Source organism: Snodgrassella gandavensis (genome assembly GCF_914768025.1).
In the GTDB taxonomy this organism is placed as follows: Bacteria; Pseudomonadota; Gammaproteobacteria; order Burkholderiales; family Neisseriaceae; genus Snodgrassella; species Snodgrassella gandavensis.
Genome location: NZ_CAJZCE010000004.1, coordinates 163,407 through 185,656 on the forward strand (window position 1 = coordinate 163,407; position 22,250 = coordinate 185,656).

The window sequence follows — 22,250 nt, forward strand, 5'->3', positions numbered from 1 at the left end:
TGGATTACACCTTGTACACTAGATGTGTGGTGACCATTTTGCTGTAACTGCTCAATATGATTATTTAATTCAGTTATTGTGTTGAAAAACTACAACACTTTTATATGCTGAAAATATTTTATTTTAATGTATTATTTTTTGAATAATATATTGAATTTATTGAATAATATTGTTTTTTGGTTATTGTTTGCCTCAGTTTGATTTGTCAAAAGTGTTGTGTGTTTGCAAATGAATTTGTTTTTTTGCAACTAAAGCATTATATTGACAGCCATGAAATCGCTAACGCGGCGATTAATGCAAAACTTTAAAAGCTCTTCATTAGGTTTTTGAAGTTTGTTTTTTCGACATAGAAAAGGAATACAGCAATGAAAAAAACCCTGATTGCTTTGGCTTTGACCACTTTGCCGGTTGCCGCTATGGCTGAGGTTGTTTTGTATGGCCAAATGAAAGCAGGCTATGAAGTTAATTCATCAAAAACTACTGGATCACCAGATGTTAATGAAGATCGTGGCCCATACTTAAACGGTATCGCTGATTATGGTTCTCGTATCGGTGTCAAAGGTTCTGAAGACTTGGGTAATGGCCTGAAAGCTATTTGGCAGGTTGAATCTCGCATTCACTTGGGTCACAGCAATGGTGGATCTGATGGCTGGGCTAACCGTGACTCATTCATCGGCTTGCAGCATGACCAATTGGGTACTGTACGTGCCGGTCGTATCAGCAATGCTATCAATGCTAACATGGACGTTGTGGATGCTTGGGAATATGGCGATGGCAGCGATGCATTGGGTCTGGGTAAATTCACCCGTACTGATGCTCGTTATGTAGGTATTGCCTATGATTCTCCAGAGTGGGCTGGTTTCAATTTCAACGTATTGTACTCTCCACGTGATAACGTGAACGGTGGCAATCGTGATGGTAAAAATGGTGAATACGATCGTGGTATCGGTTCTGGCGACAAATACAGCCTTGGCCTGAACTATAAAAACTCTGGTTTCTATGCTAAATACGGTTTTGATTATCTGAAAAACTCAGCAGTAAAAATTGATGAGTCCTCTATCATTGAAAATGAAGATGGTGAAGTAATTGGTTGGACTGGTCAAAGAAAAGATGGTCAGGTACACCGTATTGAAGGTGGTTATGATGCCAATAACCTGTTTGTAGCTGTGGGTTATCAATACACCAAAAATGCAACTTCTTATTCTAAATTTACGGATGAAGTGAATGAGTATGTTAAAATTAAAGCACTTGGTGTAGGCGACCACAATATGACTGTAGATAACCAAGGTCAGGAAGCTGCTCTGACTGTTGGCTACCATTTTGGTAACATTTTTCCGAAAATCTCCTATGCTCATGGCTGGGATGTAAAAATCAACGGCACCAAAGAGAAAAACACCAAATACGATCAGATCGTGTTAGGTGCTGACTATGACTTCTCTAAACGCACTACTGCTAACGTACAAGCTGGCTGGTTGCGTGAAGGCCTAGGCGAAGATGAAGGCAAAATCAAAACTACCGCTTTTGGTGTTGGTCTGAAACACACTTTCTAATTAGTCTTTAACCCTTACTAATTAGTAGTTGAACCTAATCCCTGACTGAAGAACAGATTGCACTGTTCATCAGTCAGGGATTAACTTATTTTATAAACATCATTGAATTGCATTAATAAAATCTTGATGCAGATGAAACTGCATATAGCAATAAAAGCATAATTATTATTACTTATTAAGCATATCGGATATTAAAGATTAAGGGATAAAACCTTAGCCATAATGACAAATATGTAGTTAAAATCATTGAAAAAATGGCGCAGGAAATCACAAGTAAAATAACTTACTTATCTACTAATTATATCTATTTGATATTTAATAATTAAATTGCTCTATCCATAGCTGGAAATTAGATAGATAAGCAATATGATAGACTGCATCTATAACCATACCTGAGCATGGTTTTAAGGATTATGGGTTAATACATTGACAATAGTTGCGTGAAAATTTTTGTTTTCCGTAAGCATTCTTGTTTTGGTTGTTGTATACGACTTTTCTGAATAATATTTTGCCTATATATAAAAATGTATTGCTAATAGTAGGTAATGTGAAAATACTGTAGCAGAAAGTCAGTTTAACGATAAAACCAGAGGCTTTCACCGTCATTTGGATACATTTCTGATATTTATTTAACCTGTTCTTTAATAGCAGAAACTATCTCAGTCTGCTATTCAGAATCAGTGGTTTGCTTTTTTATAACCTGACCAGTATATTCCGCACACTCGTCATGATGGCGATTGATGTAAAACTTCAAAAGCTCTTCATTTGGTTTTTGAGGTTTGTATTTTTGACGTTGAAACTAGGAATACAGTAATGAAAAAAACCCTGATTGCTTTGGCTTTGACTACTTTGCCAGTTGCTGCTATGGCAGAGGTTGTTTTGTACGGCCAAATGAAAGCAGGCTATGAAGTATCTTCTACTAAAACCAGTGGTGACAGCCGTGGTCCATACCAGAATGGTATTGCTGACTATGGTTCAAGAATTGGTTTTAAAGGTTCTGAAGATTTGGGTAACGGTCTGAAAGCCATCTGGCAAGTAGAATCTGCCATTCATTTAGGTAACAGCAATGGTAAAGCAGATGGCTGGGCTAACCGTGACTCTTTTATCGGTTTACAAACTGATTTCGGTACAGTTCGTGCGGGTCGTATCAGCAATACCATGAAAGCCAATATGGACGTTGTTGACCCATGGGAATACAACAATGAAGTTTTAGGTTTGGGTAAATTTACCCGTACTGGTGAGCGTTATGTAGGTATTGCCTATGATTCGCCAGAATGGGCTGGTTTTAAATTCAATGCCTTATACTCTCCACGCGATAATGTGAATGGTGGCAATCGTAACAGTGAGTATGATTATGGTATGGGCGCTGGCGATAAATATAGCGTAGGCCTGAATTACCATAATGCCGGTTATTTTGCAAAATACGGCTTTAACTTCCTGAAAAATTCTGCTGCCATGATTTCTGAATCTGGTCATACCAAACTTAAAGATGGTCAGGTGCATCGTGTTGAAGGTGGCTATGATGCCAATGACCTGTTTGTAGGTGTGGGCTATCAATATAGCAAGAATACCAGCTCCTATTTCCGTGGATTGAAAGGCGCATCAATTCCCGTGGGCGGAGAGGGTAATTTAAACACTATGAATGTTGGTGATCATAATGTGACCTTGGATAATCAGGGACAGGAAGCTGTTTTGACCCTCGGCTATCACTTCAATAATGTTTTCCCGAAAATCTCCTATGCTCATGGCTGGGATGTAAAAATTAACGGTAGCAAAGAGAAAAACACCAAGTACGATCAGGTTGTATTAGGTGCAGATTACGACTTCTCTAAACATACTACTGCTAATATTCAGGCGGGTTGGCTGCGTGAAGGTAATGGCTACGATGAACTGAATCAAAGTAAAGGTAAAAACAAAACCACTGCTTTTGGTGTTGGTTTGAAACATACTTTCTGATCAGGCAGTGTGAGCTGATTTTAGAAAAACAATAAACCCCGCTGTGGCGGGGTTTATTGTTTTTGGCTATCTGGGTAAAACAGATCAGGCTGTATTAAAGTTGTCTGTTTATCGAAAAAATAATGTACATTTTTACTAAAAAAGCAGCTTAGGTAGAGATAGTAATTGCTGGTATGAATGAGGGACAAACTTTCCGTTTTATCTATTACGGCGCTGTTTGCTATACCAGTATATGGATAGGACAATCACAGCTACCAACAGAATAATGGCAAACAATAGCTTTGTATATTGATGAAACTGGGCAAACATCCATTGCGCTGATTGTCCGAACAAATAGCCAAAACTAACGATGATGATTGCCCAGAATAATGCGCCCAGCGCGTTCAGTAAGAGAAAACGAGGGAACGATACTTTACTCATGCCGATGGCAATGGGGCCGGCAATACGCAGGCCATACATAAAGCGCACACCAATAATAATGATTGAGCTGTGCTTGCATAGTAACCGGTTGGTTTTTTCTACCAGCGGATCCAGTTTGGGAAAATGTTGCAACAGGCGCGTGCCATAATAGCGGCCGAGTAGAAAGCACACCTGATCACCAAGCATGCCGCCAGCAGTAGCACACAGAATGGATGGTACAAATAACAGATAACCCCTATGCACAAAAAAACCGGCCAATGTGAGGATGGTTTCGCCTTCCAGGATACTGCCAATAAAGATGGCCAGATAGCCATAATGATTGAGTAACTGTTCAATATTCATCTGGTAAATGCGCGGCAAAGGTAATCAATTCATAAACATAAGATTACTTGAACCATTAAGGCAATCTTTTTTGCCAGAACCAGACAAATTTTACACACCATATTGCTGGCGATAAGCTGCTACCGGTTGATGGTAGCTGGCCAGTGTGGGATCATTTTCCAGCAAGCGCAGCAGATCCTCTAGTGTAGCAATTGCTGTTACAGGTATATGATACTGCTGTTGTACTTCCTGTACGGCTGATTGTGTTCCGGTACCTTTTTCCATGCGGTCAAGTGCAATGGCTACGCCAGCAGTAATCGCACCTTCACGCTGAATAATGGACACTGATTCCCGTACTGAGGTACCGGCTGAAATGACGTCATCAATAATCAGTACACGTCCCTGTAATGGCGCACCCACCAGTACACCACCTTCACCATGGTCTTTTGCTTCTTTACGGTTATAGGCATATGGCACATTGCGTCCTTCTTCTGCCAGCATCATTGCGGTAGCGGCGGCCAGTATAATACCTTTGTAGGCAGGTCCGAACAGCATATCAAATTCTATGTTGCTGGCCAGAATGGAGCGGGCATAAAAGCGAGCCAGTTGCAGAATACTGTAGCCATCATTAAACAAACCGGCATTGAAGAAGTAGGGTGACTGTCTGCCGGCCTTGGTGGTGAACTGGCCAAACTTTAAAACATTCTGTTGCAGGGCAAAGTGGAGAAAGTCCTGACGGAAATCAGACATAATTATCCTTGGTGATAAAATGACGTATTAAACAAATTAAGCTTTAAATTTTAGCATTAAACGAAAGGACATGCGGATGCGCATTATCTCTGCTAATGTAAATGGTATACGCTCAGCCACCAGTAAGGGTTTTATTGATTATCTGGCACAGGCACAGGCCGATATTGTGTGTGTACAGGAGTTAAAGGCTCAGGAAGCTGATCTGACGGAAGAGATGAAGCATCCGCAGGGCATGTATGGGGTATGGCATACTGCCGTGAAACGGGGTTACAGTGGTGTGGCCATATACAGTAAGCAAGAGCCCGATGCTGTTCAGATTGGGCTTGGCTGGGAAGATTTTGACCATGAAGGGCGTTATGTGCGCGCTGATTTTGGTAAGCTGACGGTTATTTCATTATATTTGCCATCGGGCAGCAGTTCGGATGAGCGGCAGCAGGCCAAGTTTAGTTTTCTGGACAAGTTCCTGCCCGTGCTACGTGAATTACAGGCATTGCAACGGGATGTGGTGATTTGTGGTGACTGGAATATTGCGCACCAGAATATTGATTTGAAAAACTGGCGCGGAAATCTGAAAAATTCTGGCTTCCTGCCCGAAGAACGGCAGTGGCTCAGTCAGGTAATTGACGAACTGGGCTGGGTGGATATCTGGCGTACCCTGTATCCGGAAATACCTGGCTATACATGGTGGAGTAATCGCGGACAGGCTTATGCAAAAGACGTGGGCTGGCGCATTGATTATCAGTTGGCAACACCAAATCTTGCTGCCTGTGCACAAACTGCATCTATCTATAAGGATGAAAAATTTTCTGATCATGCACCGTTAATCGTTGATTATGCTTACGAGTAACTTTAAATAAGTTACAAAGTGGTGTTTGCAGCCAGTCATTTTTCAGCAAAATACGCGCATACAATGATAAGTTCGAATTGCGTGGCTTGGGAATTGTATGTGCGTCAACGCAGTGAAGCCCTTGGTTTGTTTCTGGCGGCGCGGGGATAATCAGACTGGAAAAGGTATATCTGTCATCCAGTATCAGATGGTTAATGATGCTTATTTATCTGATTTTATTATGTTTAATTAATGGTTTCTACAATTTCGTATTCCTGCATTTTATATAATAATGTTCTTTTACTGACCCCCAGTGAACGGGCGGTGTTTTCCCGATGTCCATGGTTTAGTTTCAATTCATTGATGATTAATTCTTTTTCATAAATTTTGACTTTTTCCTTTAAAGTGGCACCATGCTGCTCATCTTCACCAAAATCCGGATTGAAATCAGGCGTTTTTTTATGGGCAATGATATGTGCAGGCAAATCTTGCGGATAAATAAACAGCCCATTGGACATTACCACGGCATGCTCAATGGCATTGGACAATTCGCGCACGTTGCCCGGCCATGGATACTGGTTGAGTACTTCTACGGCGCTGATGGTGAAGTCGAGCAATTCCTTGTTATTTTCATGGCAGAACTGATTGGCAAAGTAGCGTGCCAGCAGCATGACATCATTTTTTCTGTCGCGTAATGGTGGTAAGCTTAATTCCATAACATTAAGCCGATAGAATAAATCTTCACGGAATTCACCAGTGCTAATCATGTCTTGCAGGCTACGATTGGTGGCTGCAATCAGCCGGAAGTCGGTTTTAATTAATCTGGTACCGCCGATTGGTTCGAATTCCTTTTCCTGAATGACGCGCAGAAGTTTTACCTGTAGGTTAGTCGACATTTCTGCTACTTCATCCAGAAAAAGTGTGCCCCGATGTGCACGTTCAAATAAGCCAAGCTGGCGTTGATAAGCACCCGTAAATGATCCTTTTTCATGCCCGAATAGCGTACTTTCCAGCAAGGTTTCCGGCAATGCGCCACAATTTACTTTGATAAAGGGGCCGGTTGAGCGTGTACTATAGTAATGGATGGTTTTTGCCACTAATTCTTTACCGGTTCCGCTTTCACCCGTGATTAATACGGTAGTTTTGGTTTGTGATATTTTAGCGATATTGCGGCACAGCTCCATCATATTCGGGCTGTTAGTGAGAATATGCCCTTTGGTATCGGAGTTGGTTAATTCGATTTTCGGCGATAAATCAATTCCTTGCTTTTTAGCCCTGCTTAACTCTAATGTCCGCTTTATCAATGCTTTAAGCTCATTGAGATCAAAGGGTTTAACAATGTAATCAATCGCTCCCTGTTTTAATGCTTCAACCGCTGTATCAACACCAGCATAAGCCGTCATCAGTATGATAAACATCTCTGGATGGCTTTCTTTAATTATTTTCAGTGCTTCCAGCCCGGTCATTTGCGGCAGGCGGTTATCCATTAAAATTAAATCAATGGGTTGCTGCGCTAATAGTGCAATAGCTTCTTCTGCATTATCAATAGCGATAACTTGATACTGTTGTTGTGATAAAAAAATGGATAACAATTTGCGCAGATTGAGTTCGTCTTCGACAATTAAGATTTTTTCCGACATAAGTTCCAGATTATTTTGTTTCAGTTGACGGGAAGTGCTATTTCAACGGTAACACCACTGCTGTGCTCATTATTTTTAATGCTAATTTGCCCTTTATGGGAAGAAACTATTTTTTGTACCATGGCCAGCCCAAGGCCGGTACCAGAAATTTTGGTAGTAAAAAACGGGGTAAAGATTTTATCCATTAATTCTTTTTTAATGCCTTCTCCGTTATCTTTTATCCGAATCAATTGATATTTGTGGTTTGCTGACAATAATGTAGCTATTTCAATTTTACCGTGATCCCTGATTGCCTGAATGGCATTGATTAATAAATTCAGTAATGCCTGTTTGATTAATTCTTTATCCAGATACAACGGTGGCAACTCACGGGTTAATGCAAGAATCAGGCTGATATTATTTGACCGGTGGGATGAGTTAATCAGCACCAGTACTTCTTCAATTAAAGTATTTAACTGTACGGAAACATAGTAGTTTTTGGAGGGCACGGAAAAGTCCAGCAGTTGCTGGATAACCTGATTGATTGAATCAACTTCTTTCAGAATAATTTCAATATATTCATTTTGTTCTGTGCGCGGTACATCATTTTGCAGGTACTGGACAAAACCGCGTACTGCTGCCAGTGGATTGCGGATTTCATGGGCAATGCCTGCCATCAGTTCACCCAGTGCAACCAGACGTTCTGTTTGCTGGATTAATTTTTCTACTTCTTTGCGTTCAGTGATATCTTTAAAAATAACCACTGCACCAATTATTTGCCCCTGATGATTTTTCAGATGGCTGGTACTGGCAGAGATTCTGATAATGCGTCCGGCAACTGGAAAATCTACTTCAACCCCTACATGATCGATACCATTGTATAAGGTATCCAGTAACGGACTATGAAAATTTTTATCATCGACGATGGTTGAATAAGGCTGGCCGAGTATGTGTTGAAGTTGATAACCGGTTATTTTTTCTGCTGCCGGGTTTAACATGGTTATGGAACCATTATTGTCTACAGTAATCACGCCATCCAGTGTATTTTCCAAAATCAATTCGTTCATGGTTTTGGTTTTTCTGAGTTTTTCAGCCAGACTGTTAATTCCATTCACAATTTCATTTAATTCTCCGCGAATCAGTGGCAGACGAAAGTCAAGCGAATAGGGTAGTTTTTCCAGCCCCTGCTTGATTATATTAATATCAGTATTCAGTTTTCTGGATAGAAAAGAAGCAATACAGATACAGCTCAGCATACAGATCAGGCTGATGATTATGACATTTTTATCAAATACAAATGCTTGCTTTTCAATATCATCCAGTGTTTCATTCGCCCAGATATAACCAAGTATCTGGTTATTGCGCACAATGGGAATCATGGCGTTCATGATATTGCCCCTGACCTGTTCACCAGTATCAATCATGTGCCGGCCACTATGCATCACTTCACGCCCTTTATGCGTGGCTGCAATTGATTTACCCACATTCACGCCATATGCAGATTGTGGCGCATAGACGACAATGGCATCCAGTTGTTTGTGATAATAACCGGCTGCAACACTCGGCATATCTTTTAGTAACGGTTCAATTCTGGGAGACAGATACTGATTAAGCTGTGCAATCTGCTGTGTTTTGGGCAGATTTTCATCCACCTGCTGATAGGCATCCCCTAAAAGCAAATCCAGTGTTTTGGTAATAGCATAAAGTTTTTGGCTTTTTTCCTGCCTGAGTAGTTCACGTCCTTCTTTATCGATTAATACTGCACAGATACAAATTGAAAAACAGGACAGAAAGGTTACCAGCAAAAAAATACGGGCACTGATTCTGTCTGGATATAGGCGCTGAAGGAAACGGGCGTTCATAAGTGCTCAGATATCCATTATTATCAATAAATTAATGTCGTAACATTGGGCTGATTATTAGCCGAAATATTTATCTGAATTATTTTGAATTATCGGATAGATTATGTGGATTAACAACTCAGGCAATATCAGATAAATCCAATACTGCCTGATTGCCTAATCTAATACATATCTGCTAACCAGATATAATCATTAGTATTATTTGGTGGTTGTTAACAGCGTTCCAGAATAACAGTCGTACCCTGTCCGCCACCAATACATAATGTTGCCAGTCCCAGTTGTTTATCACGATGAAGCATGGAATGAAGCAGGGTAACCAGAATACGTGCGCCGCTAGCACCAATAGGATGGCCGAGGGCAATGGCACCGCCATGAATATTGGTTTTATCCATATCAAAATTCAGTTCGCGCCCAACACCGAGAAATTGAGCAGCAAAAGCCTCATTTGCTTCAATTAAATCAATATCAGACAATTCCAGTGCTGCTTTTTGTAGAGCCAGTCGGGTTGCTGGTACCGGCCCCAGTCCCATTACGCTCGGATCTACACCACCTGAAGCATAGCTGCGAATATACGCCAGTGGTTTTAAGCCTAACTCTTTGGCTCTGGTTTCTGACATCAGTACTATGGCTGCTGCACCATCATTAATGCCTGAAGAATTACCGGCTGTGACTGTGCCATCTTTTTTAAAGGCAGGTCGGAGTTTGGCCAGACCGGCCAGACTGGTATCTGCTTTGGGGTATTCGTCCTGTTTAAAGATAATATCGCCCTTACGTGAACTGATGGTCACCGGCACAATTTCTTCGATGAATTCGCCATTATTAATGGCCTGAGTGGCAAGCTGCTGGGAACGCAGTGCCAGCTCATCCTGTTCCTGCCGGCTGATAGCATACTGTTCGGCAATATTTTCCGCCGTAATTCCCATATGATAATGATTGGTGGCACAGGTTAAACCATCATTCACCATTGTGTCATATAGTTCCGCATTCCCCATTTTCAGCCCCCATCGTGCTTTGCTGCCAAGCAGATAGGGAGCCTGAGACATGTTTTCCATTCCACCGGCCACAACAATATCATTGTCGCCAGTTAAAATGCTTTGTGTGGCCAGTACAACCGATTTAAGGCCACTACCACATACCTTATTAACGGTAAATGCGGGTACTGTACTGGGAATACCTGCACCCAGTGCAGCCTGACGGGCAGGGTTTTGCCCCAGTCCGGCCTGTAGCACATTACCCATAATAACTTCATTCACCAAACCGGCATCAATCGCAGCACGTTTCAATGCTTCATCAATAACGGTTTTGCCTAAATCAAGCGCACTCACCGTGGCAAGTGCACCATTAAAACTGCCGATGGCTGTGCGGGCAGCACTAACTATTACGGTTTTTGTCATCATAAACACCCTTTTTATTTAGAAAAAGTACAAGCCAATCAGGAATATGGGCGTAGTGAAAATTAATGCCGTCATGCAGTAACCCATAATGTCCCGCACCCCGAGTCCGGCAATTGCCAGTGCAGGTAATGCCCAGAATGGCTGCAACATATTCATCCACTGCTCGCCATAGGCAATTGCCATCGTGGATTTACCTAAATCAGCCCCCAGAGCCTGCGCAGCAGGAATGACAAATGGCCCTTGAATAACCCAGTGACCGCCACCTGAAGGTACGGCAAAGTTGATAATGCCGGAGCTGAAGAATGTCCAGATAGGGAAGGTATCCTTGCTGGCAATATTGATAAAGAATTCAGTAATCAGACCGCCCAGACCGGAATGTTCCATCATCAATTGAATGCCCGCATAAAACGGGAACTGAATAACAATACCGGCTGTGCTTCTGGCTGCATTGGATACCGCACGCATATAGGCCATAGGCGTACGGTGCAATAAAACACCAGCAGTCAGGAAAATCAGATTAACGGTATTAATTGTGATATTAAAACCACTGTGATGGAAGTAAATCAGCAGATAACTGATACCCAGTGTACCTACCAGTAAAGAGAGCAGTTTGCTTTCTTCCAGCTTTTCAGCTACGGTGGCCGTTTTCCGGTCAAGTTTACGTTGAAAATCAGGTTCCGGTGCCAGTAACTCAGGGTCAACCACATTTACCTTGCCGTCGGTTCTGACCATAAAGCGTACCAGCAGAGGTAAGCAGATAATCAGCATGGTGGTAATAAAAATATTACTGGCAGAAAACATTGTTTGTGAAATCGGCACAATACCCTGTGGATTGGACTCAGTAACCATAAGGTGTGCAACCGGATTGCCGGGAGTTGCCGCCATTAAAGGCATTGAACCGGACAAACCACCACCCCATGTCATAAAGGCAATATAAGCGCAGGCAATCAGCAAGCCATAATCAACATTCTTAACCTGTCGGGCGACTTCCTTGGCCAGCATCGCGCCTACAACCAGCCCGAAGCCCCAGTTTAGAATACAGGCAATGCAACCCACAAAAGTTACCAGCATCGCTGCCTGAGTAGGAGTTTTGGCCAGTGAGGCAATAGAAACCAAAACAGATTTAACTGGTGGTGAGCTGGCTAAAGCATGGCCGGTAACCACAATCAGCGCCATCTGCATGCCAAAGGCCAATAAGTTCCAGAAGCCATCCCCCCACATTTTTACCAGACCGAGCGGTTGGGAATCGGTTAAACCCCAGGCCATAAAAAAAATGATAAAGGTAAGCAGTAAAGCAAAAATCAAAGGATCGGGCAGGTATTTACTCACCAGATTGGTAGTATGTCTGGATAAACGTGAAATCATAAAGCCTGTGCCCCTGTAGCAATGGACATCGTTTGCAGATCATCCGCGACAATAAATTCTGCTGTGGTATGCGCTTTCACTGTATCAATATCTACTCCTTCAGCCGTTTCAATCAGATACAGTTGCCCATTTCTGAATTCAAATACTGCCAGCTCAGTAATAATCATGCTCACCTTGCCTTTGGCCGTAAGCGGTAAACTGCATTCAGGCAGGATTTTAGGTTCGCCGGTTTTAGTGCAATGTTCCATGGCAATAATTACCTTTTTTGCCCCAGTAACCAGATCCATTGCGCCGCCCATGCCCGGTATCATTTTGCCCGGTACCATCCAGTTTGCCAGATTGGCATGCTGATCAACTTCCAGTCCCCCGAGTACGCAGGCATCCACATGCCCGCCCCGAATCAGCGCAAAAGAAAATGCACTATCAAACATGGCTGCGCCGGGAACAACACCACAGGGCTGTCCACCCGCATTGACAATATTGGGTTCGTCCACGGTTTTCGGCCCTAGTCCGAGAAAGCCATTTTCTGATTGCAGAGTAATATTGATACCTTCTGGTAAATAGTTAACTACCTGTGTTGGCAAACCAATCCCCAGATTAACAACATCACCATCACGCAGTTCCTGAGCAACACGGCGAGCAATTAATTCTTTTTTATCCATTGTCTTTTTCCTTAATCGTTAGTGCTAACCATAAAATCAATTAATGCTGCTGGTGTCATCACGGCATCAGGATGAATTTGACCAACTTTTACCAGCTCATTAACCTGAGCAATCACGGTATCGGCAGCGGTAGCAATCAGAGGATTGAAATTACGTGCGGCATATTGATAAATCAGGTTACCGTTATAATCAGCCTGATGAGCATGGATGATGGCTAAATCAGCCCGCAGCGGCAGCTCAAGTAAATATTCACGACCATTAACTGATAAAATTTGCTTGCCATCAGCAACAATCGTACCGACGCCGGTAGGTGTTAAAACACCACCCAATCCGGCACCGCCGCAGCGGATGCGTTCAGCCAGCGTACCTTGAGGTACCAGCTCAACTTCAATCTCTCCGGCAATCATTTTTCTGCCTGTTTCACGATTGGTGCCAATATGGGAAGTAATTACTTTCTTCACTTGATTATTGGTAATTAGTGGGCCAACACCAGTATCAACAAAGGCTGTATCGTTACCGATAAGCGTTATGTCTTTAATACCTGATTCCAGAATCGCATTGACAATCTTTGACGGCGTACCACACCCCATAAAACCGCCAAACATAATCGTCATACCGTCTTTAAGGAAATCCCGGATTTTATCGGTAGTGATTAATTTTTTTTGCATCAACGACTCCTTGTTACATGTTAGACATTTATCTTTGCTTAAAAGCAGGCTGCTTTACTATTGCAATTCATGTACCAGTTTGGCGTCATAAAGTTAAAAATATAATATATTGATTTTTAAATATAAATTTATTTTGTTAAATAGATTTATGCTGTAAGCAGTGCAGAAATCTGCACTTGAGCGCAAAAAAAATTGCATAAAGAAAACAAGATAATACTCATTAATCATTGGTGAATAAGTGCGGTAGCCATAGCCCGCCACGCTTAGAAGCAAAATAAATAGTTTTGCCGTCTGAGCTGTATCGGCTATTAATCATTTTTTATAGTTATTAAAAAGCATTGCTGTTAATCTGGATAAACCCATCCAGTATGCATTTGAGGTTAATGAATCAAGTAGTATGGTTCCAGATTGGTGGCAAGCTGGAACAACAGCAGAAGCAGATAATGAGGCAAATACGATATATCCAGCCGTGCAATTAATAAAGCAAAGCAATAATTGCAATTAAATATCTATAACTACCAAATATTTGCATTATTTATGGCCTGTTTTAGGGTAGAAGTAGCCAAAAATGCTTGACGAGTTTAATAATGCTCCCTATAATGCGCTCTTCCTTTCCCTGATAGCTCAGTCGGTAGAGCGACGGACTGTTAATCCGCAGGTCCCAGGTTCGAGCCCTGGTCGGGGAGCCAAAGGGTCGTTAGCTCAGTCGGTAGAGCAGCGGACTTTTAATCCGTTGGTCGAGCGTTCGAATCGCTCACGACCCACCAAAAACCCTTACTTAACGGTAAGGTGAATTAAACCTCACGCTGATGAGGTTTTTTTGTATCTACACAAACCTTAATTAATCTGGTTGTTTGTTCATTATCATAATTTGTGAGCTAATCAGAATGATTAGATTAGGCTGGTTCCTAAAGTATTTTGAAAATGCTTTAAAGCCCAGTTGTGTCCTGTAGCATCAAAGCTGGCAACGGTATGTTGATGGCTGACTATTTTATAATTAAGGTTATAAGCATCAACTGCGGTATGTAAAATACAAATGTCTGTACATACTCCAGTTATATGTATTTGTGTGATGTTTCTTTCACGCAGGCGTAAATCCAGATCAGTACCACTGAATGCTGAATAATGACGCTTGTTTAATCAGTAAACTTGCGGATTAAATTGGTTTATTGTGTACAGCTGCTTCAATGAACTATATAAATCCTGCCCCTCTGTGCCGATGATGTTGTGTGATGGAAATAATTTATTTTCTGGATGATACCGATCATCTGGTTGATGGGCATCAATGGCAATTACCACAAAATTGCCTTGCTCAATAAATGTTCTGGCCACATTCACTATTTCTTCTTCAATTGATTGTCCCGCCAATCCGGTTGTTAGCGCGCCATCTGTGGCGATAAAGGCATTGGTGCAATCAATTGAAATTAGTGCTTTCATATGTCATTTTGTTCTTGTTAGTCTGTATTTTTCAGTATTACTATTGTACCTATTTAGTATTTAGTTATTGTATTGAGTAGATGTACTTTGAACGATTTCAAAATTAAAAGCATTTTCGATTTAGCGAATAGGCCAATTTGAGGCGTGAAGAGTAATAGTTGTCTATCAATAAATATGGCTAAGGTTTTAAGTAATATTTATAATAAAATAAAATTTTTAAATAAAAATTTGGGAATGCTGTTCTGTTGGCCGATTGTTTGAATAGTTTACGGACTATCAAAATCTTTTTAGGAAAAATAAGAAAGCTAGGAAATCATATAAATTTATCCTGTTTTTTAGCTTTTATTAGTATGATAAATAATTATAAAAGCCAATCTTGTAATTTGGTAAGAATATAATCATTTGGTAAACGTTCTTGTTCTAGGCGATTGTCATCGTATTTCCCGGATTGTAGTATAGTAAACAGTTTTTTTTCTGCTGGATTCAGGTGAGTTGGAATATCATAATAAGATTCCAATTCTTTTGTCATGTAATAGTGATGTCTAGATAATGTTTCTTCATCCATCATCAATGTATGAATATGCGGGCAAAGCATTTTAGCCTGGCTCAATATTTTTAATCCCCAGCTATCAATATCTCCCCAGTATCCTACTTTTTTTTGTCTTAACCATGGTGCAGAAAGCCAGCTAACATTGTTGCCTCCACCAAAAACGGCAATGCTATCTGGTAGTTGGGGTAATGCTAAACCTGACTGAATATTTTCGACTACTAAAATGTTATTAGCAGGTAGTTCATATTTCATCAGTGTATGTTGATCCATTTGTAAGATGGGTAGTTCAGCTAAAGCACTTTGTGCTTTTTTGCATAATGGTTTGACCATTAGCCAGCCTTTAGGGTTCTCTAGGCATCCGAGCCAGTTAAGCAAACCACCTGTTTTTGTGATTGCGTCATTATGCAAAACATCAAGTAAAGCACTGATTAATATTGTGTTATTTTCCAAAAATTTGGTATCAATTCCATGTAAAGGTAGGGAACGCAGATATGAGCCAGTACCCATGCCTGGATATAGCTGTTTTAATATATTAATGATATTATCCGATTGTTGGACAGTTAGCTGTTGAACAATGGATAAATGGTCAATTAAAACTGGGTAAAAGCGTTTCTCAAATTCTATTAATGGTTGTATTACTTTCTCCCATTTGTGGACTTCTTGTTGTACCTCTGAACCTAAAAATTCAAATAGTTCGGTTCGATTTTTAAGTATTAGCTTGGTAGGTATGCGTTGTTGACAGACCTTATTTAATGTTTTTTTTTGCCAGTTTATCCATTGTTGTTGTGGGTATTTGTCCCATTGATTAATGAAATTTTTAAAATGCATCATGTTATCAAGTACCTGATTACCTGATGGTGGCAGCAAGGAAATTTCAATTGGAAACTGACGCTGATTCAGTAAGCGCTCTTTGAGATGCTTTGGGTGATCCCATTCCCGTTTTTTGATTTGTGTGTAAACTTCCGCTGGAAGTTTACCCCATTTGGGGCTTAATTCTGTCATATTCTGATTGTCTCTAGGTATGTTCAGATGCGGTTAATATTGCTGTAATTCACTTTAAAATTTATAGTGTAATGGATCATATTCATACCTGCGGTGTTTTGTTTGTTAGGTTTTCCATGAATTCGGTTTTCTATGTTGAGCATTCGGGCACGTCATAAGAAATATGAAGTTAAGTATATTTGATTGGGGTAAGTTCAATTCCTAATGATTGGACTTGTTTGATAATTTCAGGATTTTTTATTTGTGCTAGTTGTGTATCTATCTCTTCCCAAGTTACTTCGCATAAATGACTTTCATGAGTTTGCTGGTTACGCTCGGCAATGAGCAGGGAGTGTGCTGTTTCGCGTGCTAGGTTAAGGTTTTTATAAGGTGTAATCAAATTGATATGGATATGCAATGCTTTAAAAACATTTAAAACTCGACGGCTGACTGTTTCTGCGGTATTGGAAAATGCTTCGTCTAAAAATACTGTGCAGTAAACAGGTTTATCATGCCCATCTGGTGTTAGTGCATAGGCTAGGCTGGCTGCGACAATGGTGCCGGCAAACGATTCTTTTTCACCACCCGATTTACCACTGGATGATTCCAGTACATCTATAACAGCTGCGGTTTCATTATCTAGTTCTTCTGCAAAAAATGACATCTGATAACGTGGATCAAGTAAGCGCAAGCTTTCTAATGTGTTTGCTGAGGCTGTATTGCTGGCTTTATCCAGCAGTGAGATTATTTTTTTTAATGTATTAAATTGATATTCATGGTCATCACTATTAAAACTACTTAGAGCCTTCTTAAGTGTCTCTGAAAATTCTATTACATTGGAATGTTTATCATTTTTGGTATTTAATTTAAGATATGTATTCTTTCTGAATTCGGTACGTTTTAATACGGTATTAATAACCTGAATACGTTCTTTTATTTCATTTTTTTCTGCATCTAACTGTTGCTGGATTCTGGCCAGTGATTGTGTTGTGTGTTTATTTAAACGTTTTTTAAAACGTTCCTGTAATTGTGGCAGTCCTTCCTGCTCCAGTTCGAGCAGATGAGTTATATAATCTGCAATACTTGCAATGTCTGTATTCCAATCGTTGGCGATTATAGGCCAGCGAGATTTAAAATATGACATGACACGAATCAGGTTGTCGCGCGTTTTTTCATTTTCTTGGTTTTTTTCCTTCAATGAATCTTCAATCTGTTTTAGGTAAAAACTTTGTTTTTTGATTAGTGATGGCAATATGTCATCATTATATTGACCAATACGATGATTTAATAGTTGTCTTACTATGTGTTCAATGCCTTGATCTGCATCATCTTGTGCGCGCTGAAGTTCTCTTTTTATGTTTTCCAGCTCGTTATTTCTACTCCCTTGTTCCTGATTGAGTTGTAATTCTTGTTCGTGTAATTGTTGTAAGTCTGTTTTGGCCGTTTCCCAGCGTAATTGTGCTTGGTTTAAATCATTGCCGTTTTGTAATAGTTCAGCTAATTCTTTTTCTATTCTACTGAGTTTAGCTTGCTGCCTTGGTAGATCAATCTCTTCCCAGCAGTAATCTTGTAATTTTTGCCATAGCTGTTTCTGCTCTCCGATTATGTCTAAATCGTTACGCTTTTGCAGAACGATTTGTTCCTGCGCTTCTAATTTTTGTGTCAGTAAGGTTAAGTCCTGTTCTAATATCGCTAGTCGTGCTTTGTTGGAAAAGCCTAGTTGCCAAACTGTTTGATCATTTATTTTATTCTGATCTTTCTTTTCAAAACGACCCTGTTCCAGATGGATTAAACCTGCCTGTGTGATGGAAAAAGGCGTTTTATCCAGCTCTTCGGTAGAATCTACACAAGTTAAATCGAAACGCTGCAAATGCTTTTTTAACCAGTCCCGATAAGGATGATCGCGCCAGATTAATTTGTTTAAATAGCCTTCCGATTTAAATTCGGCTCTTATTTTTTGGTGTTGAAATAATTCTGGTACGACTTGTACTCTGACATGCAAGCCAGTGTGACGGGTGTTTAACCAGCGTGTTACTTGTGAGACAACGTTATAAGGAACAATCATGGTAGTTCTGAGCCCACCTAATGCTCTTTCAATGGCTCCTTGCCAATCCCTTTCGCTTTCTTTAACGTTAATTAATTCGCCAATAAAGCGACATTGTTCGATTGTTAAATTTAGTGATGCAATCATTTCATCGCGGAGCTGTTGAAATTTGAGTGCAATATTGGAATCTGGTCTTGCCTTAATTCCGGTAATTTGTTCTTGGGTTTGGTTGAGTTGCGCTTGTAAGTTGCTTAATTCGCCACTGACGTGTCCAAATCTATCTTGGGCATTTTGGGTATCCTGCTTTAGGTTTTGCAGTTTTTCTGTTGCTAGCTGTTGGTTGTTTTCAAATTGTATTCGAACCAGTTCTGGATTTAACCCTAATGTTTGGGTTTCCTTCTGATATTTTGATGCCTGTAGATTTACGCGTTCTAATTCAAGTTGTACTTGTTTACGCTGTTTTTTTAGTGGTTCAATGCTCTCGCCACCAGCGAGAAGATAAGCTGCATGGTAATTTTCGACCTGGCTTTTTAACTCTTGCTCATTTTGATTTAGTTCGTCGAGCTTTTGTTGTAAGTGATCAATTTGTTTTTGAAGCTGCTGAAGCTCGTTGGTGTAGAGTTGACATTTTAGTTCGCCAAAATAGGCTGTTAATCCGTTTTTTTCCTGTTCAAGGTTATCTGAGATTTCTAGACAATTATTATATTTCTGATTGAGTTCAGGTAATTTAATCAAATGTCGTTGCTGCTCTTTTGCGTCAAGCAGTTGTGCATGTGTAGTTTCTAAGTCTGCAAATTCTTTTACAACTTTACGGGCTTCTTCTTTGATTTCGCTTGGTTCAAGTACGAGCTCACGAATCAGGGCTGTTAAGTCGTCGATTTTTTTTAAACCTAGGGCTCGGGATAATAGAGCAGGGGTGTTTTTGTTATCCATGTGCAGCAATTTTCGGTAGAGTGCCTGATAGTCAGAAAAATTGTCGTTTGAATAAGCAATTGTTGCATCATTATTTAATCTCTGTTTCAGTAGGCGTCGTTCACCATCTTTAAAGTGTTCCAGTAATTCTTTAAGCTGAAGGTTGCGATTGGCAATGACGTAGTGACGATTGATATCTGCTGAAGAGGTTGCAGAAGGCGCTGCCCAAAATAATACGGCCAGTGTGATGTAATTACCGTCATCAGCTAGATAACAGGCGCGTAATCCTGTGATAACTGATTGGTTGCGTTTGCTTTTTACTTTGGTTTTGGCGCCATCATGTGCTGAACCGAAGTTGCCACGCATATATGAAAGCAGGGTTCTGTCGCTGCGATCACCTTGTGCTGCGGCAACGTTAAAACTGGCGCGTCCGGCTGGCAGTAGTAATGCCATCAATCCATCAATAAGTGTGGTTTTACCCGAGCCGTTATCGCCGGTTACCAGTGTACCAACCGGATCGATTTTGGCTGTATGCAAACCATGGAATGATCCCCAGTTATACACAGATAGTTCATGTAAGCGAATTTGACCAACTTTGAATAGCTCATTATCTATCATGGGTTTATTCATTTGATTCTTCTTTCTCTGCTTCTACTGTATCGGACTGTGCTTTTTCGCTTAATTTTCTGTACTCTGTAAGCATGTTTTCCAAAAAACTGGCGTTAACAATATAGCGGATAATGGGTGTGATTTCATAACGATCCTCGCTGCCTCGTACGTTTGCCAGTATATGACGCTCTTTCATGCGGCTTAGTGCGGCGTTAAGAGCCTTTTTTTCAAGTGTCGAATGATTAGTTAGGGATGAAAAGGGGGTTAAAAGTTCTTCAATATGCTCAAAACTAATAATTATTTTGCTTTCACCTATCGCTTCTCGTTCCTGAAAGTATTTACGCAGGACCAGTAATATTAATGTGTCATGAACTGTCAGTTGTCGCTTATTAATTAATAACGGTATTTCATCATTTTCTTCTATGGCCTCATTCATTTGGGCTACATAAGCTATTCCGTAGGGCTGATCTAATATTAATTTTAGATATATATTGGCTAAATGAGTCTCTATTTGAACTTTATAATGACAGATACTAGTAAATATATTGTTTTTTTGCGCAGCTAAAATCACACCATGTTTGAGTAAGGCTACTAAAGCATGTCTGGCTTCTGTTGGTAGGAAGCTAGACTCTGGTTGTGCGATATTGTCAGGCTGCAATATTGGCGACTGTGCGTATTCTGTGTCATTATTAATAATTTCATTGTCTGGTTGATTAACAGAATCGACGGGGATCATTTCTGCACAAAGCTGATCAAAAAATTCGCCAGCTGATAATTTTTTGTCATTTTCTTCTTGGTTCATAGTGAAAGCTCTTCCAGATTAGCAGGAAAAAGTGAGGCACTGAGTAGGTATTTGGGGAGAGTGGCTTTTATCTGAACTCCCTGTTTATCCTGAATGATAATAGATTCTTTAGTGTTTAGTTCGGTTGCCTGAATATGCTGGGCAATCCTTAAATAGGCCACGAGTTCTTCCAGTCCAAAGTTAATTGCTTTTTTCTCAACCAGACCGGCGATAGTTAATGGTCCAAATGTACAAAGGTTGTGATAAATGGTGGCAGCTAATTCTTTAATCTGTACTGTATCTAGTAAGATTATGATTGCTTCACTTGGGGCGGTTGAGTTGGTATGTTCGGTGATGTCTGCGATTTGTATTGCTTCTATGGGTTCTTTTAAAGATATTGAATCGGGAGAGTTAATTTCTATGTTACCGGTAGGTAATATTAGGCTAGTAGCTTGTTTAAAGTTAATCTTATTTCTGGTGAAATTGACTGCTAGTTGTTCTAATTGTGTGATTAGACGATCAACAGTACGTTTTTCCTGTGCTGCGCCACTTTCGATATAGGTTTTCAGGCTTTCTTCTGTTCGACGACGGATTTGAAATATATGTTTACTTTCCTGATTGAGTTCCTGTAATAAACGTTTGAGAAATTTACGTTGTGGTGGTTGCAGGTGACTGGCTGAGGTTTGGTTGAGAATAATATCCAGTTGTTCTTTGAATTCGGTTGAACGGTTTGAATCACAAAGTAGTTGAAAGAATCCTTCAAATGCGCTGCCAGCGTCGCTTTGGGCAAGTAAGGCTTCCTGATCCATAATGGTTTGCAATACTGCTCCACGATTATTATCTTTTTCTATCATTTTGACGCGGATATTTTGATCTAGACGGCGAATTTCCTCTTCAACATAGCGGAAATCGTTAGTTAATACGGAAGCAAGTTGGTAGATTTCTCGTAATCTTTCTCGTTGTTGTTGGTCAGATAGTGTTTTGATACCTTTGGTTTGTATGGTTTCTATTTCTTTTTCCAGTTCTGCTTTGCGCTGATTGAGCAGGGCAATTCTTTCTTCGGGATTTTCGCTTAATGCAATGACCAGTTCCCGAACAGCCTCTTGTACAATCCGTAGATGTGAAGCGCTGATATTGATGTTACGTTCGTCGAATCCCTGACAGAAACGCAATGCAATTTCGCATGCATCGGTTTTAGTTAGTTTATTGTCCATTTCACGTAACCAGCCATCTTTAATCCATTGATTAATATAGGTGGATGCTGATGTATCTGCTTCCCACAGGTTGTCTTCCAGTTCTGCATCTAGTAATACGCGAGCCTGACTATAAGATACTTCATTTTGACCGGGAGAAAACAATTGCTCAATAAAGGCAAGAATGAGTGGGGCAGTAGTTGCTCTAAGTAATTTCCAGACCTTACTTTCATTATAAAAGCGGTTATATTTTGCCAGTGAATGTGAAAAGCTCATTATTTAATTTTTTATGCTAATGGAAATCTAATATTAACCTATTTTAAATTTGAATCATATTGTTAGCAGATATA

General features: G+C 40.4%; 16 protein-coding genes, 2 tRNA genes and 1 pseudogene. 5 read left to right on the forward strand and 14 right to left on the reverse strand.

The genetic code is table 11. The annotated features are described in order from the left end of the window. Window positions 1-365 precede the first annotated feature (365 nt). Window positions 366-1,550, forward strand: coding sequence for a porin (locus tag MJ764_RS04935; RefSeq protein ID WP_239325153.1), 1,185 nt, complete (start codon window positions 366-368; stop codon window positions 1,548-1,550). An 813-nt stretch (window positions 1,551-2,363) separates the two neighbouring features. Further along, window positions 2,364-3,506, forward strand: a complete 1,143-nt coding sequence (locus MJ764_RS04940; protein WP_239325155.1) for a porin — start codon at window positions 2,364-2,366, stop codon at window positions 3,504-3,506. Window positions 3,507-3,704: 198 nt separating this feature from the next. Here MJ764_RS04940 and MJ764_RS04945 read toward each other — a convergent pair whose 3' ends face one another. Both MJ764_RS04945 and pyrE read right to left on the reverse strand, forming a co-directional pair. Further along, window positions 3,705-4,268: a DedA family protein gene (locus MJ764_RS04945; protein WP_239325157.1), complete on the reverse strand. Its 564-nt coding sequence runs from the start codon at window positions 4,266-4,268 to the stop codon at window positions 3,705-3,707. Window positions 4,269-4,358: 90 nt separating this feature from the next. Continuing rightward, on the reverse strand, window positions 4,359-4,997 hold the full coding sequence (pyrE, locus tag MJ764_RS04950; RefSeq protein ID WP_239325159.1) for an orotate phosphoribosyltransferase: 639 nt from the start codon (window positions 4,995-4,997) through the stop codon (window positions 4,359-4,361). 76 nt (window positions 4,998-5,073) lie between these two features. Between pyrE and MJ764_RS04955 the strand changes: the two genes are divergently transcribed. Beyond that, the gene (locus MJ764_RS04955) at window positions 5,074-5,844 is read left to right on the forward strand and encodes an exodeoxyribonuclease III (RefSeq protein ID WP_239325161.1); all 771 of its coding nucleotides are present in this window, start codon (window positions 5,074-5,076) and stop codon (window positions 5,842-5,844) included. A gap of 224 nt (window positions 5,845-6,068) precedes the next feature. Here the strand turns inward: MJ764_RS04955 and MJ764_RS04960 are convergent, their stop codons facing one another. The 6 genes from MJ764_RS04960 to atoD form a co-directional block, all read right to left on the reverse strand. Next, on the reverse strand, window positions 6,069-7,463 hold the full coding sequence (locus MJ764_RS04960; RefSeq protein ID WP_239325163.1) for a sigma 54-interacting transcriptional regulator: 1,395 nt from the start codon (window positions 7,461-7,463) through the stop codon (window positions 6,069-6,071). Window positions 7,464-7,483: 20 nt separating this feature from the next. Beyond that, window positions 7,484-9,304 (reverse strand): two-component system sensor histidine kinase AtoS, encoded by a 1,821-nt coding sequence (gene atoS / locus MJ764_RS04965; protein ID WP_239325165.1) that lies wholly within the window; start codon window positions 9,302-9,304, stop codon window positions 7,484-7,486. A 212-nt stretch (window positions 9,305-9,516) separates the two neighbouring features. After that, complete coding sequence (locus MJ764_RS04970) at window positions 9,517-10,698, reverse strand: acetyl-CoA C-acetyltransferase (RefSeq protein WP_239325280.1); 1,182 nt, start codon at window positions 10,696-10,698, stop codon at window positions 9,517-9,519. Window positions 10,699-10,716: 18 nt separating this feature from the next. Beyond that, window positions 10,717-12,063, reverse strand: coding sequence for a TIGR00366 family protein (locus MJ764_RS04975; RefSeq protein ID WP_239325167.1), 1,347 nt, complete (start codon window positions 12,061-12,063; stop codon window positions 10,717-10,719). Further along, complete coding sequence (locus MJ764_RS04980) at window positions 12,060-12,725, reverse strand: 3-oxoacid CoA-transferase subunit B (protein ID WP_239325169.1); 666 nt, start codon at window positions 12,723-12,725, stop codon at window positions 12,060-12,062. The genes MJ764_RS04975 and MJ764_RS04980 overlap by 4 nt, the downstream gene beginning before the upstream one ends. 11 nt (window positions 12,726-12,736) lie before the next feature. After that, on the reverse strand, window positions 12,737-13,393 hold the full coding sequence (atoD, locus tag MJ764_RS04985; protein ID WP_239325171.1) for an acetate CoA-transferase subunit alpha: 657 nt from the start codon (window positions 13,391-13,393) through the stop codon (window positions 12,737-12,739). 613 nt (window positions 13,394-14,006) lie between these two features. Between atoD and MJ764_RS04990 the strand changes: the two genes are divergently transcribed. Both MJ764_RS04990 and MJ764_RS04995 read left to right on the forward strand, forming a co-directional pair. Next, window positions 14,007-14,082 (forward strand) — tRNA-Asn (locus tag MJ764_RS04990). 2 nt (window positions 14,083-14,084) lie between these two features. Further along, window positions 14,085-14,160: transfer RNA gene (locus tag MJ764_RS04995), tRNA-Lys, on the forward strand. A 124-nt stretch (window positions 14,161-14,284) separates the two neighbouring features. On the opposite strand, the pseudogene MJ764_RS11615 reads toward MJ764_RS04995, so the two are convergent. The 6 genes and pseudogenes from MJ764_RS11615 to MJ764_RS05020 all read right to left on the reverse strand — a co-directional run. Then, window positions 14,285-14,518: pseudogene (locus MJ764_RS11615) on the reverse strand (cysteine hydrolase family protein); the annotation flags it as partial. Window positions 14,519-14,533: 15 nt separating this feature from the next. Next, a complete protein-coding gene (locus MJ764_RS11515) occupies window positions 14,534-14,830 on the reverse strand; it encodes a cysteine hydrolase family protein (protein WP_338053824.1) in 297 nt (98 codons plus the stop codon). A 361-nt stretch (window positions 14,831-15,191) separates the two neighbouring features. Then, window positions 15,192-16,382, reverse strand: coding sequence for a Wadjet anti-phage system protein JetD domain-containing protein (locus tag MJ764_RS05005; RefSeq protein ID WP_239325173.1), 1,191 nt, complete (start codon window positions 16,380-16,382; stop codon window positions 15,192-15,194). A gap of 169 nt (window positions 16,383-16,551) precedes the next feature. Continuing rightward, a complete protein-coding gene (locus tag MJ764_RS05010) occupies window positions 16,552-19,947 on the reverse strand; it encodes an ATP-binding protein (RefSeq protein WP_239325174.1) in 3,396 nt (1,131 codons plus the stop codon). After that, entirely contained in the window at window positions 19,940-20,728 is a 789-nt protein-coding gene (locus tag MJ764_RS05015; RefSeq protein WP_239325175.1) for a DUF4194 domain-containing protein, read from the reverse strand. The genes MJ764_RS05010 and MJ764_RS05015 overlap by 8 nt, the downstream gene beginning before the upstream one ends. Continuing rightward, window positions 20,725-22,176, reverse strand: a complete 1,452-nt coding sequence (locus tag MJ764_RS05020; protein ID WP_239325177.1) for a DUF3375 domain-containing protein — start codon at window positions 22,174-22,176, stop codon at window positions 20,725-20,727. Before MJ764_RS05020 ends, MJ764_RS05015 begins: the two co-directional genes overlap by 4 nt. Window positions 22,177-22,250: the final 74 nt, after the last annotated feature.

Coding starts and splice junctions, on each gene's coding strand:
- MJ764_RS04935 (WP_239325153.1), top strand. CDS start 366: ATGAAAAAAACCCTGATTGCTTTGGCTTTGACCACTTTGCCGGTTGCC.
- MJ764_RS04940 (WP_239325155.1), top strand. CDS start 2,364: ATGAAAAAAACCCTGATTGCTTTGGCTTTGACTACTTTGCCAGTTGCT.
- MJ764_RS04945 (WP_239325157.1), bottom strand. CDS start 4,268: ATGAATATTGAACAGTTACTCAATCATTATGGCTATCTGGCCATCTTT.
- pyrE (WP_239325159.1), bottom strand. CDS start 4,997: ATGTCTGATTTCCGTCAGGACTTTCTCCACTTTGCCCTGCAACAGAAT.
- MJ764_RS04955 (WP_239325161.1), top strand. CDS start 5,074: ATGCGCATTATCTCTGCTAATGTAAATGGTATACGCTCAGCCACCAGT.
- MJ764_RS04960 (WP_239325163.1), bottom strand. CDS start 7,463: ATGTCGGAAAAAATCTTAATTGTCGAAGACGAACTCAATCTGCGCAAA.
- atoS (WP_239325165.1), bottom strand. CDS start 9,304: ATGAACGCCCGTTTCCTTCAGCGCCTATATCCAGACAGAATCAGTGCC.
- MJ764_RS04970 (WP_239325280.1), bottom strand. CDS start 10,698: ATGACAAAAACCGTAATAGTTAGTGCTGCCCGCACAGCCATCGGCAGT.
- MJ764_RS04975 (WP_239325167.1), bottom strand. CDS start 12,063: ATGATTTCACGTTTATCCAGACATACTACCAATCTGGTGAGTAAATAC.
- MJ764_RS04980 (WP_239325169.1), bottom strand. CDS start 12,725: ATGGATAAAAAAGAATTAATTGCTCGCCGTGTTGCTCAGGAACTGCGT.
- atoD (WP_239325171.1), bottom strand. CDS start 13,393: ATGCAAAAAAAATTAATCACTACCGATAAAATCCGGGATTTCCTTAAA.
- MJ764_RS11515 (WP_338053824.1), bottom strand. CDS start 14,830: ATGAAAGCACTAATTTCAATTGATTGCACCAATGCCTTTATCGCCACA.
- MJ764_RS05005 (WP_239325173.1), bottom strand. CDS start 16,382: ATGACAGAATTAAGCCCCAAATGGGGTAAACTTCCAGCGGAAGTTTAC.
- MJ764_RS05010 (WP_239325174.1), bottom strand. CDS start 19,947: ATGAATAAACCCATGATAGATAATGAGCTATTCAAAGTTGGTCAAATT.
- MJ764_RS05015 (WP_239325175.1), bottom strand. CDS start 20,728: ATGAACCAAGAAGAAAATGACAAAAAATTATCAGCTGGCGAATTTTTT.
- MJ764_RS05020 (WP_239325177.1), bottom strand. CDS start 22,176: ATGAGCTTTTCACATTCACTGGCAAAATATAACCGCTTTTATAATGAA.